The sequence below is a fragment of the Chitinophagales bacterium genome (genome assembly GCA_019638515.1).
GTDB lineage: Bacteria > Bacteroidota > Bacteroidia > Chitinophagales > LD1 > UBA7692.
Window position 1 is genome coordinate 303,131 of record JAHBTS010000004.1, and the last position, 17,463, is coordinate 320,593.

The 17,463-nt window shown below is 39.5% G+C and carries 17 protein-coding genes and 1 tRNA gene; 10 read left to right on the plus strand and 8 right to left on the minus strand.

Features of this window, described 5'->3' with window-relative positions; all coding sequences use genetic code 11:
- Window positions 1–10 precede the first annotated feature (10 nt).
- Complete coding sequence (locus tag KF872_09620) at window positions 11–1,300, plus strand: hypothetical protein (GenBank protein ID MBX2903802.1); 1,290 nt, start codon at window positions 11–13, stop codon at window positions 1,298–1,300.
- A gap of 18 nt (window positions 1,301–1,318) precedes the next feature.
- On the opposite strand, the gene KF872_09625 is transcribed toward KF872_09620, so the two are convergent.
- Both KF872_09625 and KF872_09630 read right to left on the minus strand, forming a co-directional pair.
- A complete protein-coding gene (locus KF872_09625; protein ID MBX2903803.1) occupies window positions 1,319–2,284 on the minus strand; it encodes a hypothetical protein in 966 nt (321 codons plus the stop codon).
- 9 nt (window positions 2,285–2,293) lie between these two features.
- Window positions 2,294–2,632, minus strand: coding sequence for a YbaB/EbfC family nucleoid-associated protein (locus KF872_09630; protein MBX2903804.1), 339 nt, complete (start codon window positions 2,630–2,632; stop codon window positions 2,294–2,296).
- Between the two features lie 35 nt (window positions 2,633–2,667).
- Here KF872_09630 and asnB point away from each other — a divergent pair, with 35 nt between their 5' ends.
- From asnB to crcB, 6 genes are read left to right on the plus strand one after another with little or no spacing between them, the layout of a single operon-like run.
- Window positions 2,668–4,548 carry an asparagine synthase (glutamine-hydrolyzing) gene (gene asnB, locus KF872_09635; GenBank protein ID MBX2903805.1) on the plus strand — a complete coding sequence of 627 codons (1,881 nt, stop codon included), beginning with the start codon at window positions 2,668–2,670 and terminating at the stop codon, window positions 4,546–4,548.
- A gap of 3 nt (window positions 4,549–4,551) precedes the next feature.
- Window positions 4,552–5,751 carry a glycosyltransferase gene (locus KF872_09640; protein MBX2903806.1) on the plus strand — a complete coding sequence of 400 codons (1,200 nt, stop codon included), beginning with the start codon at window positions 4,552–4,554 and terminating at the stop codon, window positions 5,749–5,751.
- Between the two features lie 33 nt (window positions 5,752–5,784).
- On the plus strand, window positions 5,785–6,564 hold the full coding sequence (locus KF872_09645) for a polysaccharide biosynthesis/export family protein (GenBank protein MBX2903807.1): 780 nt from the start codon (window positions 5,785–5,787) through the stop codon (window positions 6,562–6,564).
- The gene (locus KF872_09650; protein MBX2903808.1) at window positions 6,554–9,043 is read left to right on the plus strand and encodes a polysaccharide biosynthesis tyrosine autokinase; all 2,490 of its coding nucleotides are present in this window, start codon (window positions 6,554–6,556) and stop codon (window positions 9,041–9,043) included. Before KF872_09645 ends, KF872_09650 begins: the two co-directional genes overlap by 11 nt.
- A gap of 9 nt (window positions 9,044–9,052) precedes the next feature.
- The gene (locus KF872_09655) at window positions 9,053–10,156 is read left to right on the plus strand and encodes an undecaprenyl/decaprenyl-phosphate alpha-N-acetylglucosaminyl 1-phosphate transferase (protein MBX2903809.1); all 1,104 of its coding nucleotides are present in this window, start codon (window positions 9,053–9,055) and stop codon (window positions 10,154–10,156) included.
- Entirely contained in the window at window positions 10,153–10,506 is a 354-nt protein-coding gene (gene crcB, locus KF872_09660; protein MBX2903810.1) for a fluoride efflux transporter CrcB, read from the plus strand. The genes KF872_09655 and crcB overlap by 4 nt, the downstream gene beginning before the upstream one ends.
- 58 nt (window positions 10,507–10,564) lie before the next feature.
- Here crcB and KF872_09665 read toward each other — a convergent pair whose 3' ends face one another.
- Window positions 10,565–11,152: a 50S ribosomal protein L25 gene (locus KF872_09665; protein ID MBX2903811.1), complete on the minus strand. Its 588-nt coding sequence runs from the start codon at window positions 11,150–11,152 to the stop codon at window positions 10,565–10,567.
- Between the two features lie 31 nt (window positions 11,153–11,183).
- Window positions 11,184–12,128 (minus strand): ribose-phosphate pyrophosphokinase, encoded by a 945-nt coding sequence (locus KF872_09670; GenBank protein MBX2903812.1) that lies wholly within the window; start codon window positions 12,126–12,128, stop codon window positions 11,184–11,186.
- A 272-nt stretch (window positions 12,129–12,400) separates the two neighbouring features.
- On the opposite strand from KF872_09670, the gene KF872_09675 reads away from it, so the two are divergent.
- The 3 genes from KF872_09675 to KF872_09685 all read left to right on the plus strand — a co-directional run bounded on the left by KF872_09675 (window position 12,401) and on the right by KF872_09685 (window position 14,810).
- On the plus strand, window positions 12,401–12,727 hold the full coding sequence (locus KF872_09675; protein ID MBX2903813.1) for an antibiotic biosynthesis monooxygenase: 327 nt from the start codon (window positions 12,401–12,403) through the stop codon (window positions 12,725–12,727).
- Between the two features lie 5 nt (window positions 12,728–12,732).
- Window positions 12,733–13,377, plus strand: a complete 645-nt coding sequence (locus KF872_09680; GenBank protein MBX2903814.1) for a DnaJ domain-containing protein — start codon at window positions 12,733–12,735, stop codon at window positions 13,375–13,377.
- Between the two features lie 137 nt (window positions 13,378–13,514).
- Complete coding sequence (locus KF872_09685; protein MBX2903815.1) at window positions 13,515–14,810, plus strand: hypothetical protein; 1,296 nt, start codon at window positions 13,515–13,517, stop codon at window positions 14,808–14,810.
- Here KF872_09685 and KF872_09690 read toward each other — a convergent pair.
- From KF872_09690 to KF872_09705, 4 genes are all read right to left on the minus strand, one after another.
- A complete protein-coding gene (locus KF872_09690) occupies window positions 14,807–15,775 on the minus strand; it encodes a polyprenyl synthetase family protein (protein ID MBX2903816.1) in 969 nt (322 codons plus the stop codon). The two genes, KF872_09685 and KF872_09690, sit on opposite strands and share 4 nt — an antisense overlap.
- 68 nt (window positions 15,776–15,843) lie before the next feature.
- Complete coding sequence (locus tag KF872_09695) at window positions 15,844–16,689, minus strand: TraB/GumN family protein (GenBank protein ID MBX2903817.1); 846 nt, start codon at window positions 16,687–16,689, stop codon at window positions 15,844–15,846.
- A 179-nt stretch (window positions 16,690–16,868) separates the two neighbouring features.
- A tRNA-Ser gene (locus KF872_09700) sits at window positions 16,869–16,959 on the minus strand.
- A 200-nt stretch (window positions 16,960–17,159) separates the two neighbouring features.
- Window positions 17,160–17,463 (minus strand): hypothetical protein (locus KF872_09705; GenBank protein ID MBX2903818.1); only part of this gene is annotated, 304 nt, incomplete at its 5' end.

Consider the following 17,463-nt stretch of genomic DNA (forward strand, 5'->3'; position numbering starts at 1 on the left):
AACACCTTAAATGAAAATTTTTCTTTCAACCGATATTCCCAATAAGGCAATTGTTTACTACGCACTTCAACTGGTTGCGTTTAATAAATTGGTGCAGTTTAGTTATGTAAAAGATAGAAGCCATGCAGATTTGAGCGTGGGAATAGGTAATGAAAATACTATACAGCTATCGGCAAATTTCTTTGCATTGCTCGAAAAAAAAATTACTGCACCCATAGAACATTTGCAGTTAAAAGGGAGAGTTATGCTGCCCAATGGCAATACAGATTATGTAAGTACTATATTCTATTATGTAAATTGTATTCAGGAATATTATTGCAATGAGTTTGATAAGTATGGTAGGTTTGAATTTTTGAACAGCGCCCAACATCTTTTTGGTATTGAAGGAAATTTTGTTCAGCAGTTGATAGATGAATTTTTTACTGCCACAAATGGGCTGAACCGCTTGCCGATTAAGCAAAGACCTGCAACTGCTTTCTTAACGCACGATATAGATTTTGTTTACCAAGCAAAGAATGAAGATGGCATGTTTGCCCTTAAAAATAAGCGGTGGTTTTCTATTGTAAGATTGCTGTATAATCATTATTTGGGTACACCCGATTGGCTGAATATGCCGCAAATAGTTTCGTTGGAAAAGCAATTGGGTTTTACCTCCAATTTCTTTTGGCTGCCAATAAAAAACGAGTTGAACAGCGATTATGATTTTAGTTCATCACAAATCCAAGAGCAACTAGAAATAGTTAGCAGCTATGGCGGCACCAATCATTTACATAAGGCTATTGGAACTACCACGTTTAAAGAAGAAATGAGTTTGTTTAAACAACTTCCGCTCGCCAACAGGTTTCATTTTTTAAAGTTTACGGTAGCAGATTTTGCACACATGGCGCAAGCAGGCATTCGGGTAGATTCATCGCTTGGCTTTGCCAATAATTTTGGATTTAGAAACAGTTATGGTTTGCCGTTTATGCCGTTTGATTTAAGCACAAACAGCGTGCTTAATTTAGTAGAAGTGCCTATGCAAATTATGGATAGAACATTCTTTAATCTAAATTATACAACAACACAGGTTGAAAAAATAATTGCCGATTGGATTCTTGCCAACAACAGCAACACCGTAATTACCATAAACTGGCATAATAATTTCTTTAGTAATTTAACGTATGCTGGTTACGAACGTATTTATAGAAACACTTTGCAGCTATTGCGGCATAACGGCATACGGAGCGTAAGCGTGGAAGATATTATTGAAGAATACGGCAAGCAAACATATTTTCAGATACCTGCCGAATTGCATAGCTGATGCAACTGTAAGGCACCTTTAATTTGGCGAAAAAAGCAAACGCAGGTTTTTACCAATATCGCCCACGCTGCGGAAGTTGAGCGGAAACTCCAAGTAAACATGAATCATACTTAAAGCGTACAGTGTAATTAAGCCTGTTTTGTAATCGTATGCATATACTCCAATGGAAAGCAGCCATAGTGTTACCACCGTAGCTAACCATGTGCGCGGCACTTTGTGCCATTTAATAACCGATGTTTTAGAAAACCAGTTGAGGTAATGATAGGTATATGCAAATGCAATAAAGCGCATTACACCCAAGCCAATGGCGCTATTCAGCACGGCATCTTTAGTGCTTTCTCCTAATTTAAAAACAGAAAAAACTGCTTGGTTTACGCTTAGAAAACCAATTTCAATCATATTTTTTTCGGCATAGGCCGAAATTTTGTACCACGGAAATTGTGGCGTATAGGTAAAGCAAAGTATGGCAGCCAAGATAAAAACCAATACAGATAAAGCGCCATAGATGCTTTTGCTTTTAAGCGTGCCCGATAGCATAAACAAACCGGTGAAAATAAATACATGAATAAGCGTGGGCAAAAGTATGGCAAAGAGCAAAAAGAATGGCGGGGTAGATAAGAGCGTAGTGCCAATTAAAAATGCTATAAAAGTAAACACAAGTTTTTTCCAAAGTTCTTTGAAAAGTACCATAGTAAGCGAAGCCATAAATGCAGTATATATAAGCAGTACAGCCCAATTGCTATAATCGCTGAAGAAGATGGTAAAAAGCGTGGTGAAGGCACATAAAACAGTAAGCCAAACAAAGTCTGTTTTGTCGGTGGTAAAATAATTGCGCTGGTGCAGCCAAGTAATTTCTGTAAGGTAATGCAGCGGCCCTAAAACAGCATACGAAAATAAGAACACCTCAAATGGTAGTAAAAACGAGGCTGCCAATGCTATTGCAATGAGTGCAATGTTTAGTATGTCAATTTGTTTGGTTGTCAAGTGTATTAATTAGGATGGTAAATTAGGAAACATACCTTTGGTTACAGAGGCAAACTCTGTTTGCAGCAGCGTTTCGGCTTTGTCTAATGCTTCATTAACTGCAGCTTGGATTTTTGCTTCAAGTATCACGGTGTCTTCAGTTTTAAGCACATCAATATTTTTAATCCTTCGATTGCCGTTTACGGTTACTTTAACCCAATCATTTTGTGCACTTATTTCAAGCACATCCAATTTCTTTTTCACCTCATCCATTTTTTGTTTCATTTCGGTGAGCTGCTTCATTTGGTCGAAAAAACCCATATCGTATTTGTTTAGGAATCGAAAATAATTCTTTGCGTGTAATTCCATTTTTCATTTTTCTTTTCCACCTTTCGGGCAGAAATATGTGTGGCATAGCGGGTTTTGTATTAAAGAAATCAAGGGAAGCGTATTCGCAGCATCTTAAAGCGGCATTGCTGCAATTGCAAAAAAGAGGGCCGGATGCGCACAATACATTTGTTCAAGAAAGAGTTGGTTTGGGTCATGCGCGGCTTTCAATTATAGATACATCCAATGCCGCCAACCAACCTATGAGCGATTCGAGCGGCAGGTTTACCATAGTGTTTAATGGCGAAATTTTTAATTACCGCGAGTTGCGTCAGCAGCATCTTTCACATATTAGTTTTGTTACCACAAGCGATACAGAAGTATTGCTGCACCTTTTTATAGAAAAAGGGAAAGATTGCTTGCCGTTGCTCAACGGTTTTTTTGCTTTTGCTGTTTACGATAAAGTTACAGAACAGGTATTTATAGCCCGCGACCGCTTTGGCGTAAAACCATTGATAATTTTTGAAGATGAAAACCAATGGCTTTTTGCTTCCGAAGTAAAAGCGCTGCTCCGGTTTCCCATAAAAAGGGAAATAAATTTTGATGCTTTGCAACATTACTTGCAATTGAATTACGTGCCGCTGGAAACTTCTATGCTTCGAGGATTTAGAAAGTTGCGGCCGGGCAGTTTTTTAGTAATAAGTAAAAGTGGTTTGTGCAAAGAAGGTGCTTTCTACGAAGTGCCTAAAACATGGCTGCAGCATAAATATGCAGGCTATGAGGCTTCGCAACACGAGTTGAAAAAATTGGTAGAAGCAGCTGTGGAGCGCAGGTTGGTGAGCGATGTGCCTTTGGGCGCTTTTTTAAGTGGCGGCATAGATTCTTCTATTGTGGTGAGTTGTGCGGCAAAGCATACCAAGCATCTAAATACTTTTAGTATTGGATTTAAAGATGAACCATATTTTGATGAAACCTACTATGCCAATTTAGTTGCCAAGCGCTACCAAACCAACCACACTGCATTTAAGATTTCTACCGATGAAATGCTGGACAGCATTGAGGATTTACTCGATTATTTAGATGAGCCGTTTGCAGATTCATCTGCCATAGCTGTTAATATTCTATGCAAATACACCCGCCAAAAAGCAACGGTAGCACTCAGTGGCGATGGTGGCGATGAGCTCTTTGCCGGCTACAATAAACACAAGGCAGAATGGCGTGCCAGGCAACATAATGCAGTTAATTTTGTATTGAAAAATACAACACCTTTATTAAAAATGCTTCCGGCATCGCGCCATGGAAAATTCACCAATTTGTTTCGGCAATTGCAGCGCTATGCTACCGGGTTGCACTTGAGCAACGAAGCGCGCTATTGGCGCTGGTGTGCATTTACCAATACTGCCGAAGCGCAACAGTTACTATTAGAGCAGCATCCATACAATCAAAAAATAGAAGCTGCCTTAGCTCAAATTATTGCTGCTGAAAATGACATGAACAACATGCTGTTGGCAGATGTGCGCATGGTGCTGGCAAACGATATGTTGGTGAAAGTAGATATGATGAGCATGGCAAACAGTTTAGAAGTGCGCACACCGCTGTTAGATTATACGGTAGTAGATTTCGCATTTTCATTGCCGTTTGAGTATAAGCTGCGCAATGGCTCCGGCAAAAGCATTTTAAAAGATGCATTTAGAAACGATTTGCCGGAAGAGTTATTTACCCGTTCCAAAAGAGGGTTTGAGGTGCCGCTGCTCAAGTGGTTTAGAACAGCATTGCACGAAAAAATAGAAAGCCATTATTTAAACAATGACTTTATTTGCGAGCAAAAAATATTTCGTCCCGAAAAAGTGAAAGCGCTAAAGCAGCAATTATTTTCCCGAAACCCGGGCGATGTACATGCACAAATTTGGGGTTTAGTAGTTTTTCAGCATTGGTACAAAAAATATTTCCAAGAGTAAATTATGGGCAGAAAGCCGCGTGTTCTACGCATTATCAATAGGTTGAATTTAGGAGGGCCAACATACAATGCTGCATATCTAACTAAATATATGGCAGATTTCGACACGCTCTTGGTTTCCGGCATGAAAGACGAAAGCGAAGAAAGCTCGGAGTTTATTGTAAAAAAACTCGGTTTGGAGCCAATGTATGTACCCGAAATGTATCGCGAGTTGAATCCTTTCCGCGACTACAAATCATATTTTAAAATCAGAAAAATAATTAGCGACTTTAAGCCGGATATAGTGCACACACACGCTGCAAAAGCCGGTGCGGTGGGTAGGTTGGCAGCTATTCACGAAGATGTTCCTGTGGTAATACATACATTTCACGGGCATGTTTTCCATTCGTATTTCAACAAGGTGAAAACACAATTGTTTTTAAATATTGAACGCTACCTTGCCAAGCGCACTACAAAGATTGTAACACTTAGCCCCAAGCAATTACACGAGCTTACACACGAATTTAATATAGCTCCTACCGAAAAATTTCAGATTGTAAACTTAGGTTTCGACTTGCAACGGTTTGTTGAAAACCAAGACGAAAAGCGCACGGCATTTAGAGCAAAATACCAAATTGCAAACGATGAAATTGCCATAGGTATTGTAGGTAGATTAGTTCCAATAAAAAACCATGCGCTGTTTTTAAATGCACTCAAAATTGTATCGCAAAGTACTGCAAAGAAGATAAGGGCATTTATTATTGGCGATGGCGAGCTAAGGCAGGCTATAGAAGCAGAGGCAACCCGCTTGGGTATTCCTTTTTCTTCAACCGAAGAAAACAAACAGACACTACTTACTTTTACTTCTTGGATAAAAGATGTAAGCGAATGCAATGCCGGCTTAGATATTATTGCGCTTACTTCTAACAACGAAGGTACTCCTGTTAGCTTAATAGAAGCGCAGGCTGCCGGAAAATTTATTGTTTCAACCAAGGTTGGCGGCATCGAAGATATTGTGGAAGATAATGTAAATGCCTTTCTAGTAGAAAGGGAAAACGAAAAATTGTTTGCAGCAGCATTGCTAAAAGCTGTAGAAGATGATATTTTGCGTAAGCGTGTTGGGCAAAATGGCAGAGCTGCTACTCTGCAAAAGTTTGGTTATGAAAGGTTGTGTGCAGATATGTCAAAACTATACACTCAATTATTGAACGTTAAAAAACCATAGCTACTTCACACAAATTGAAGTAGGTTTGCAATAATGAAATTTAACCTAAAGAGCTTATTGAAAGTTGTTGTGCTCTTTGCAGCACTTACGCTTTTGCTTCCCTCTTGTAAGTTGGTATATCCGGAGTTTATGTTCAAACAAAAGGATTACCAAACCTTTGAGTTTAAAGAACAGTTGGTAAAGCAATATGTAATTAAGCCTTTCGACCAGTTTACATTCAGTGTTTTTTCTCGCGATGGCTTTAAGCTGGTAGATATTGGTGGCGGCATACAGGGGCAAACATTGGGTGCCGGTAGCAGGGGTATGTTTTACATTGTAGATGCCGATGGTTTTGTGCGGCTTCCCGTATTGGGCGATTTAAATGTGGCAGGCTATACCGAAACCGAATTGGAGCGGTTGGTGGCAGAAAGAATTTCGGCTTACATAGTAGATCCTTTTGTAGAAATAAGAGTAATAAACCGCAGATGTTTCTTGTTTAAAGGCTCTGCAGGATCGGTAGTTGCATTGCAGCAAACTCCTACCTCCTTGTTAGAAGTAATTGCACAATCTGGTGGTATTGCTTCAGGGTTAAAGGCCTATAAGATAAAGTTGATAAGAGGAAATATAAAAAACCCTCAAGTAACTATTATAGACTTATCTACCATCGAAGGAATGCAGAAATCGAGTTTAATAGTTCAAACCAACGATATCATTTATATTGAACCAAGAAGAAGATATATCAGAGATTTGCTAAGAGAATCAACCATTATTTTTTCGGTAGTTTCAACAGTTACCAGTTTATATTTATTAGGACGTAATTTGAGTGGAAAATAAAATAGACCTTACTTCATCGGGTAGCGCATCCAATAGTAGCCAGGCAAATTTTGCCGAAGGTTTTAACTTGGGTTTGCTGGTTTACATCCTCAATAAGAGCATCCTTTGGATTCTTTTAATTGTTTCTATTACTGTTTTTGCTTCGTTTATTTATTTAAGGTACACGCCACGCGTGTATGAGGCTTCCTCTAAGATGATTCTTCAGGTAGAAAAATCTACACAAATTTTAGGAATAGAAAAGTTGGTGTTTGAGAAAGACCCAACAGAGATAAGCCGCGAAATGCAGGTGTTGAAGTCTAACGTAATGCTCAACAGGGTGGCAGATAAACTACCGCTCGATATTAGTTATTACAAGGAAGGGAAATCGAAGTTCATTACTGAAGATTTATACATAAGTGCCCCATTTAAAGTAGAACTGAAAAGCATTGAACCGGAGTTCTATGGCAATCCTGTTTATGTTAAACTCATAAACAGAAGTAAAATTCTTGTTTCGGTTTCGTTTAAAGGTACCGAATACGAGAAGGAGTTTTTGGCAGGAAAGGAGTTTAAAACACCATTTTTTTCTGCGGTAGTTAATTTAAAAGCCGAAAAGCTACAAGACTCAGATTTTGGTGCGCTATTTTTTGTGAAGTTTAATGAGCGCCAAGTAGTATTGGCAGAACTCAATAGTAAAATTATTGTTCAACCTATTGAAGTAGGAAACAAAACTTTAGTAATAACCTGCAACGACCAAAACCCGGAAAAGGCAAAGGATGTTGCCAATACCATAGCCGATGAGTTTATTAAGTACGATTTAATAAAGAAGCGCGAAGGTATGAACAATATCATTGCGTTTATTGATGCTCAAATAGATTCGTTTGGAAGAGTACAAGAAGCCATACAAGACTCAGTTTCTAAGTTTAAACTCAACAACGAGATTTTTTCCGAATCTAATTCTTATGACGATTTATTGGCTAAAGCCAGTAAACAACAAGAAGATATTATTGCCAGCGAAGCAAAGTTGGCGTTGTTGCAAAACTTTAAACAACTGATACAAAAAACAAAAGACTATACCACACTGCCAATCTTAAGGTTTAAAGACAATGAAATTTCTATTGAAACAGATATAAGCAGCATAAACACAATGCAACGTGAGCGCGAGGGTATGATGCTGGATAGAACCGAAGACCACCCGCAAGTAAGGTTGCTGGATAAGCAAATCTATAATGCCAAGAACCAGTTGCTCAAAAGAACCGATAATGTAATAGACAATGCAAAGTTAAGTTTAGATAAGCAGCGGGAACTATATCAAAAGCTCATGGCAAAAATTTATACCTTGCCGGAACTAACTGAAAAACTTAAACGCCTTAGCCGCATTGCCGAAGCTAGGAATAAGTTTTTCTATAATCTTTTTGATCAGCGCTCCAGCTATGCTATTGCTTCTGCCGGTGTGGTTTCTGATTATACTATATTGTCGCTTGCCAGTACACCTAAAGTGCCGGTTTCGCCTAAAGATATTCAAGTTAAAATTGGTGGATTTGTGCTGGGAATATTATTGGGTGCACTGCTGGTGGCAATCAGGTTTATGCTTCACCAAAGTATTATTTCGGTGCAAGAAGTAGAATCTAAAAGCAAGGTGCCGCTTTTGGGTGTTATACCAAGCTATAATACTCCAATGGAACGTTCACAAGTAGTAGTAACTAAGAATCCTAAATCTACTATTACCGAAGCTTATAGGGCAGTGCGCTCCAACCTTCAATTCATAAGTAATTCAGAAGGCACTAAAATTCTTACTACTACCTCTACTATTCCGGGCGAAGGGAAAACATTTACAGCACTTAATCTGGCAGCTATCTTTAGTATGTTGGATAAAAAGGTGATTATACTGGATTTGGATATGCGCAAACCCCGATTGGGCAAGATTTTTGGCATAGAACAAATGAAGGGTATGAGTACTATTCTTAGCGGTCAATCTACTTATGAAGAAAGTATTTTTGCTTCGGGTGTAAAAAATATAGATGTAGTAACTGCGGGTCCGGTACCTCCCAATCCATCTGAATTGATATTAAATAACCAGTTAGATATATTCTTGGAGTACTTAAAAGGCAAGTACGATATAATTGTTATGGATACACCTCCAATTGGTTTAGTAACCGATGCTATAACACTATTAAAGAAAGCCGATTTCCCTATTTATGTATTGCGTGCATCGTATTCTAACAGGGCATTTATAGAGAATATAAATAAGCTATACGCTGAAAGCGAAATACATAATTTGGGTATAGTGTTGAATGATTTTGGCAGAGGACCTTCCGGTTATAGTTATGGATATGGTGGTGGATATGGCTACGGATATGGCTACGGATATGGTTACGGGTATGGTTACGGTATGTATGGCTCTTCGTATGGGTTTAAAACCGGGTATTACACAGACGATCCGGGTGCTAAACATAAAGAGGCATCCTTGCTTAGTAAAATTTGGAAAGCATTAAAACCTTAGGTAAAGGTTATGGTTGAAGAAAAATATTTAGCGGTTCTGCTGGGCTTGTTTTTTGTTATAGCAGTCTTTTTTTCGTTTTTAATAAACTGGCTGTTTCTTAAGTTTTCGTTTAATCTGGGAGCACGGGGAAAAGATAGCGCTAATCAAATACGTTGGAGCAGCAATGTAAAACCTGCTATTGGCGGTATTTCTTTCTTTATAATATTTCTTGTTTCTATTTCGGTGATTGGAACAATTCCAAGGGAGTCGGCAACTTTTATAGACAAAAAGTTGATTGGCTTAATGGCGGCTTCCAGCCTTGGATTCTTATTAGGTTTGGCAGACGATGCCTATAATACCAATCCACTAGTGAAGTTTATTGGGCAATTGAGTTGTGCATATATTCTAATAGTGTCGGATGTGTATATAAAAGTTTTTGGTGTAGATTCTTTTGATTTTTTAATTACAACTATCTGGGTTATTGGCTTAATGAATTCCATTAACATGCTCGATAATATGGATGCTATTACTACCACCATCTCTGCAAGTATTATTTTGGGTATGCTGCTGGTTATTGTTTGTACCAACTACATAAATGAAAACCTTTACTTAGTAGTGTTGGTAGGTGTTTTGGGTGCTTTAGTTGGCTTTTTATATTTTAATTGGAATCCGGCTAAGATATATATGGGCGATACGGGTAGCCAATTTCTAGGTGTTTTCTTGGCGGCTTCCAGCATTATTTTTATTTGGAATTTTCGCGATTTCCCCAACTCTGTTTTTGAACTTAAACAGTTTGTGTTGCCCATGCTTTTCTTTATAGTGCCGTTGATTGATACTTCTACGGTTACCATTAGAAGGCTTATGCGTAAGCAGTCGCCTTTTGTGGGAGGAAAAGATCATATAACGCATCATTTGGCTTATTTGGGTTTAACCGATAAGCAGGTAGCAATAGTACTTTTTAGTGTTTCGTTGGTTTCTATTCCGTTGGGTTTAGTGATTGTAAACCATTGGATTGAATGGAGTCTTTGGGTTACCATAGCTGCGTTTGCGTATTTCTTTTTAATGTTTGGCATTATGCAGGTATTGTATAATAAAGGAAAGCGTATGCGCGAACAAAAAATGGCCGCATTGTGAAATTTTTGTTGGTGTTTGTAGGTGGTGGTTTGGGCAGCGTAGTGCGGTACTTGCTTCATTTATTGGTACCTGTGGTTGGCAGTATTCCTGTAGCCACGTTGGCTGCTAATATTCTTGCCTCGTTTGTAATTGGTGTAGGGGTACAGTGTATTCCATTGCAGCACCATTTGAGGCTGTTGTTGCTTACAGGGTTTTGTGGTGGTTTATCTACATTTTCGGCATTTAGTTTAGAGTCTTTTAACCTATTGAGTATGCAGTATGTTTTTATGGCTATGGTAAATATGGTGTTGAATGTGGCACTGTGTTTGTTGGCAGTTTTTGCCGGTATGGAATTGGGTAGCCGGGTGTAATGTATAAGCATAAAAAAAGCGGATGTTTAATCCGCTTTTTTGTATTAGTATTAAAGAATTACTTTTTACCGTCTTTCTTAGCTTCGGCTGCTGCTTCTTTAGCTGCGCGCGGTACGCTCATTCTTGCAACAGGAATAGCAGGTGCGTGTAACAACTCTAAACCTTCAATTTGAATATCGCGAACTCTTTTAATGCCGCCCAAATCCATATCTTCTACATTCAATTCAATAGATTCGCGTAGGTGTTCCGGAGTAGCCAATACATTTAAGCGCTTAATAGTTTGCTCTAATTTACCGCCCACTGCAGCACCTTTTGGTGTGCCTTTAAGACGCAATGGCAAACTTACTTTTACCTTTTTTCCATCGTTTAACTGTTGGAAATCGAGATGCTTAAGTGCATCGGTAACAGAATCGAATTGAATTTCTTTTAAAATGGCTTTGTAGGTTTTGCCGCCTACTTCTACTTCTGCCACTTTAAAATCGCTGGTGTAAACCAGTTTGTTGAATTGAGTTGCCGGAGCATAGAAATTTACATTGCTTTCTCCACCATAAAGATTACAAGGCACATTTCCTGCTTCGCGCAGTGCACGGGTAGCCTTCTTTCCTAATTCGGTTCTTACCGTGCCGTTAATGATAACTGTTTCCATTTTTATTTGGTATTTGTTTTTAACTTGTTTTTTAAACGCTTGGTGTAATAAACAAAGAGTTGATACTCTTGTGCTCGTGTGCATTTCTAATGGCTTGTGCAAAGAGTTTAGCTACACTCAGCGATTTTATTTTTTTGCTTTCTTGCTTTAGCGGTAAAGAGTTGGTAACAATTAACTCGCTTAATACGCTTTGTTCAATATTTTCGTACGCTTTGCCACTTAATACTGCATGGGTGCAAAGTGCGCGAACGCTTTTAGCACCTTTTTCCATAATAATTTTGGCTGCATTGCACAAAGTGCCTCCGGTATCAATCATATCGTCTATCAATACCACATCTTTTCCTTCTACGTTGCCGATTAAAGTCATTTCGGCTACTTCGTTGGCGCGTTTGCGGTATTTATCGCAAATAACCATATCGGCATTAAAATGCTGCGCATAAATTCTAGCGCGTTTTACGCTGCCAACATCCGGTGATGCAAAACAGAGATTATTCCATTTATGCTTTTGGATGTAAGGAATAAATACTGCCGAACTATTCAGGTGATCTACCGGAATATCGAAGAATCCTTGAATTTGCCCTGCATGTAAATCCATTGTCATTACGCGGTCTGCACCTGCTGCCTGCAATAGGTTGGCTACCAATTTAGCGCCAATACCCACGCGAGGTCGGTCTTTGCGGTCTTGCCGAGCATAACCAAAGTAAGGAATAACTGCAGCAATGTAGTCTGCACTTGCGCGTTTTAGAGCGTCAATCATCATTAGCAACTCCAGTAGGTTGTCGCCCGGTGCGTTGGTATTTTGAATGATAAACACAAAAGAGCCGCGTACAGATTCTTTAATTTCAGGCTGCATTTCGCCATCGCTAAATCTAAGAACGTCTATTTTGCCCAAGGGCTGTCCGTAAAAGTCAGCAATTTCGTCTGCCAAATAACGTGAATTGGTGCCTCCAAAGAGTTTTACGTCAGTTACTACCATATTGCCGTGCTTTTTATGGGAGCGCGAAGTTAATCGTTTTTATTACAAATGTGGATAAATGTTTGGTGTAGATACTTCCAAGTGGCAATTCTTAAGAGGTAATGGTTCTGTTTTAAAGGCGGTATCTTGTTTTCATCATTTGTAAGTTTTATTATTTTCGTTGGCAATGAATACAAGTGCAATTATTACCATGTTGTTGGCGGAGGGTGTAGTGGTTTTTTTTACTGTTTATTTCTTTTGGAAAGTTTTTCATTCAAAAGCAAAGTAGGTAGATGCAACCATTAAATATTGTTGAACTGCCTTATTACGCTGTAATATTTACTTCGCTCCGCACCGAGGTGGTTGAAGATTATACCGAAACTAACGCAGTATTGGAGCAGGCGGCAAAAGAAATTCCCGGTTTTTTGGGTCAAGAGGCAGTGCGTAGTGGCTTGGGAATTGCTGTTTCGTATTGGCGCGATATGGAAAGCATCAACACTTGGCGCGAAAATGTGCAACACAAACAGGCCAAAATGCGCGGAGCAAAGGAATGGTACACTCATTATTCGGTAAGAATTTGCAAGGTAGAGAGCCATAATTATTTCAGCAAACAAGCGTAAATGCTATGCGAGGGCTTTGGAAGAAATTTACCGAAGGCGGAGGAAATAGTACAACTCAAGGTTTAAAAATTCAGGTTGAAAAAGAAATTGCGGCAGCACTTGCTCCGCTAATGGCAGAAATGCTTAAACCAATAGGTTTTTCTAAGGCTTCAACCCAGATTGCAAATAGTTTTTTTGAAAAACATTTGCCGCATGTAGTATTTAAAAACATGGTGCCGCCTATCGAAAATCACATGCTTATAGGAGCGCAGCCATTTTTAAAGATAAGTTGTAAGCAGTTGCACAATATGTTAGATGCGGTTTCGTGCCAAACCATTGTTTATTTTTTATTGCAACTTGCTGCTGCCGATGATTTTATACACGCCCGAAAAATGCGTATAGCACATCGCATTGCCGGTTATTTAGGTGTGGCGGAAAATGATTTTAATGTCATAAAATCTCAATTTCTATCTAAAAATAATCCATATTTTTTATTGGAATTAGAAGAAACGGCTTCGCTGGCCGAAGTAAAAAAAGCATATAGGCGCATGGTGTTGAAGTTTCATCCCGATAAGCGTGCGGCTCATATTTCTGAAAAAGAAGCCCATGAGAAATTTTTACAAATTCAAGCAGCTTTTGAGGCAATTGCACAGGGGTACTCGTTGGAGTAGCAAGGTTTGCAGCGGCATTTCAAGCAGTGCTGAATAATAAAATTCGCTTGTGTTCGTTGTAATTTACCTGAAAAAATAAATGTTCATTTTGCGTTAGAAGTGGAAAATAGCATCTTCGCCCGCTATTAAATTTTAATTTGAAATCAAATTCGCCCTTACGGCTGCTCTTATTACTGCTCTTTAGTGCAGTGCTTTTTGCCGAAGCACAAGTAACTTCACCATATTCAAGACTTGGATTGGGTTTTTTGCGCACTAATGGTTTTTCTGCCAATAGAGGTTTTGCCGAGCTAAGTGGCGGCTATGCCAGCACTGCCAATATCAACTTTAATAATCCGGCATCGTATGGCACTTTAAGTTTAACCACTTTAGAAATTGGTGCCAATATGGATATTGTTTCAATAGCCGGGCGCGATTCTAATTACAATGCTTACAATGGTTCTTTTAGCCATGTGGCAATAGGTATTCCGCTTAAACGCGGTACTTGGGGTATGAGTTTTGGGCTACTGCCATTTTCAAACATGAATTATACTTTCCGCCAGTTTGGTACAGATTCGGCATTTGGCGGCTATCAACATATTTATCGCGGTTTTGGTTCGCTGTATCAGGCATATTTAGGAACCGGTGCACAGTTTAAAGGTTTTTCTTTTGGTGTAAATGCGGGTTATCTTTTTGGCAAACTAGAGTATTCACGTTACTTGCTTTTTCCGGATTCTGTAGATGCCTATAACTCGCGCAATGCGGCAACTTACCGTGTAAATGGTTTTGTGTATAATGCCGGATTGCAGTACCGAGTAGTGTTGAAGAAAAAAACTAAAGAAAACGACTTAAAGCACGACATCCTTTTTTCGGTGGGTGTATTTGGCAGCAGCCAGGTTCCTATTAGTACAAAAGTTACGCGCCTTTGGGATAGATTTGTTTACGACAATACCGGCACACCAATTCCGGTAGATACGGTTTCCAGTATTGTAAATGGGCGCTCAACCATTGTGTTGCCATACCAACTTGGCGGTGGTTTTACTTTTGGAAACGAGGCAAATTGGTTGGTGGGTGCAGATTTTCGCTATGCTAATTGGAGCAGTTTCTCTAACGATTTTAACGATGAACAACTAAACGATAGTTGGCGTGTGGCCGTTGGTCTGCAATACACGCCCAATATTGAAAGCCGTAAGATTGGCGGAAAAGTTCAATTGAAGTTGGGCGGCTATTACGGACAAAGCGAAGCCGTATATGCCGGCAGAACACTCAACGAAGCAGGGGCTACGGTTGGTATTGGTATTCCGGCTTCGCGTAAAGCAATTGCTCGCATCAATATTTCGGGCGATTTTGGTAAACGCGGTTTTGAAAGCAAACTGGTGATTTCTGAAACCTATTACCGCTTAAACTTAGGTTTAGTGCTTAACGATACTTGGTTCATTAAGCGTAAGTTCGATTAAAATTCGCGCTGTTGCAGCATGGTAGCAATATCGTGCAGCGGTTGTTTGAACTCTTCTTTTACGCGAATAGATTCTAAATTTTGCAATGCTGTGTTGTAGTGGTTTTGAATGGCTTGCTCTGTTCTTTCTTTCACCTGCAATTGGTTGTAAACAGCTAATACGCCATTTATTTTTTGAGTTTCATCGGTGGTGTGTAATAGGGTGTTAAGTTGTTGCTTTTGGGTAGCATCGGCATGGTTCCATGCAGTGAGCCAGAGGTAGGTTTTTTTATTGCGTAGAATATCGCCACCAATTTTTTTGCCTACTTTTTCTCCTTCGCCAAAGGTGTCTAAAAAGTCGTCTTTTATTTGAAAAGCAATGCCAAGGTGTAAGCCAAAGTTGTAAATTTTTTCTTGCTCACTAATAGAAGCCCCACCAATAATAGCGCCCATTTTTAGCGCTGCTGCCAGCAATACCGAAGTTTTGTATTCTATCATTTTAAGGTAGGCATCTACGGTTACATCGGTACGCTGTTCAAAATCCATATCCATCTGTTGGCCTTCAATAATTTCTATGGCAGCTTTGTTGAAAACATTCATTACGTCCGAGAAGCAATTTGCGGGAACTTTTTGGAGGTAGCGATGTGCATGCAGGTGCATGGCATCGCCAACTAAAATCGCTTTGTTCATTCCGTGTTCTTTATACACGGTTAGCTTGCCGCGTCTTAACTCTGCGGCATCCATAATATCATCGTGCACTAGTGTGAAATTGTGAAATACTTCTATGGAAAAAGCTGCATTGAGGGCATCGTTTACATTGCCGCCAAAAAGGTCGCAGGCAAGCAACAACAGCAAAGGGCGAATACGTTTACCACTGTTTGCCATAGTTTGGTTGATGGGGTCGTATAAACTTTTAGGCTCAAAGTTGAAGACATCTTTTTTGAACTGTGTATCGTAAATGGCTGCTATTTCGGCAAGATTGTGCATGTATAGAATTGAATTTTATAGTGCAAGGTTAAAAAGCTGTTTGGATTTTTGGCTATTATTTTTCTAAGCTATTTAATGGCTTCTACCTTAAATCCTTTTTTGCGCAGCCTTTCTATTACTCCGGTTGGTGTGGGCAGGTGCAGTGCGCCAATGGCGCAAAAGGTAGATTGCTGTTGAATAATGTCGGCAATGCGCTCTGCCATTATTTTGTTGCGATCGGTGAGCAGTGCTTTTTCGAGTTTTGCAGGCATGGGATTTTGTTGGTTGAGTATAACGATGCTGTCTAAGTTTTCTTCGGTGTAGAGTTTAAAAAGTTGGTCAGCAAAAGAGGTGTTGTTTTTTTTCTTTAGTTCATCTTTTATCATTTGTGCTTGTTCTTTGTACGAAAGTGCTTGAAGTGCTTGTAGTTGCTCTTGCACGGTTTCTATACCAATAAGTTTTTTATCGTTTTTTTCTGCCCATTCTAGTAAGTAAAAGTCTAGTGGTGCAGCACTGTCTGCCGTCATGCCGCTTTGCTCTAGCAATACCGAAAGAAGTATGGGTTGCATTTTATCGAGCAACGCTATGGAATATCCTGTAGATGCTTCTAGCAGCGAGTCGAGGGTTTGGTATTCATCTTTAGTAAAGAGTTTTGATAGTGTGGTTCCATCTTTCATTAGCAAACTGAACATGAGGCTCATATCCACATCGTTTTCGCTGGCAATAATTTCCATAGCATAGGCATGGCATTGGTTAAGACGTTGTTTTATAGAATCTATCTTAGTGAAAGCACGGCTATCGGCAACGTGCATAGTGCCTAGCAGATACGATTCGCTTTTTAACCCATTGCCCGAAATTTTCCAAAGTAAACTTTGGTATTGGCTGAAAGAAAAAAGAGCGGTGTATGAAATTAAAAGAGCGAGAAAATACTTCATGAGGCAAAGGTGCAATTCTTATTGTTTTTTTGAAGAAGAAGTGTTTGCAGCTTATGGTAGAGGAGTTTTTAAATAGTGTAATCAATTAGGCAGTAGCTAATAAAGAGCGTGTAATAAAAAACCCGCTTACGATGAATGGTAAGCAGGTTTTGAGTTTGCACCATTGCAGGTGCGGCATGTGGCGGAAAGAGAGGGATTCGAACCCTCGGTACCCTTTAGAGGTACACACACTTTCCAGGCGTGCCCGTTCGACCGCTCCGGCATCTTTCCGTGGGGTGCAAAAGTAATTTTATCCATTACTTTAAGCTGTAAATTTTTAGGAGTAATTGCCTGCCTTGCTTGGAACATTTTTTAAAATAAAAAAGGGTCGCGATGTGGCGACCCTCCTCTGACTATGGACACTTTGTTTGGTGACAAAAAATGGGGAATTGGGATAAGTGGTTGGGTATAGTGGTTAGTGGTAAAGCATTTTAGTTAGAAGCGAGCGCCACGCTAGGGAAAGTACGTGTAACTCCGTCTTTAGAAACTGTTTTAACTCTGTAGTAAGAATCGATGTTGTTAGGCAAAGGATATTTATCTGCACGGAACACGTAGTTACCGTCTTCGATTTCGGCACCTTCGGTTTGTATGTATTTTACTTGGCTGAAGAATTCGCCACCGTTGCCGCTTCGTTCAATAATAATATGGTCGTATTGTGCCATATCTTGGGCAAGGATGTGCAAAGTAACTTCGCTTTTGCTGCGTTCAATTTCGAGTGCTACATCGGCATTTGGA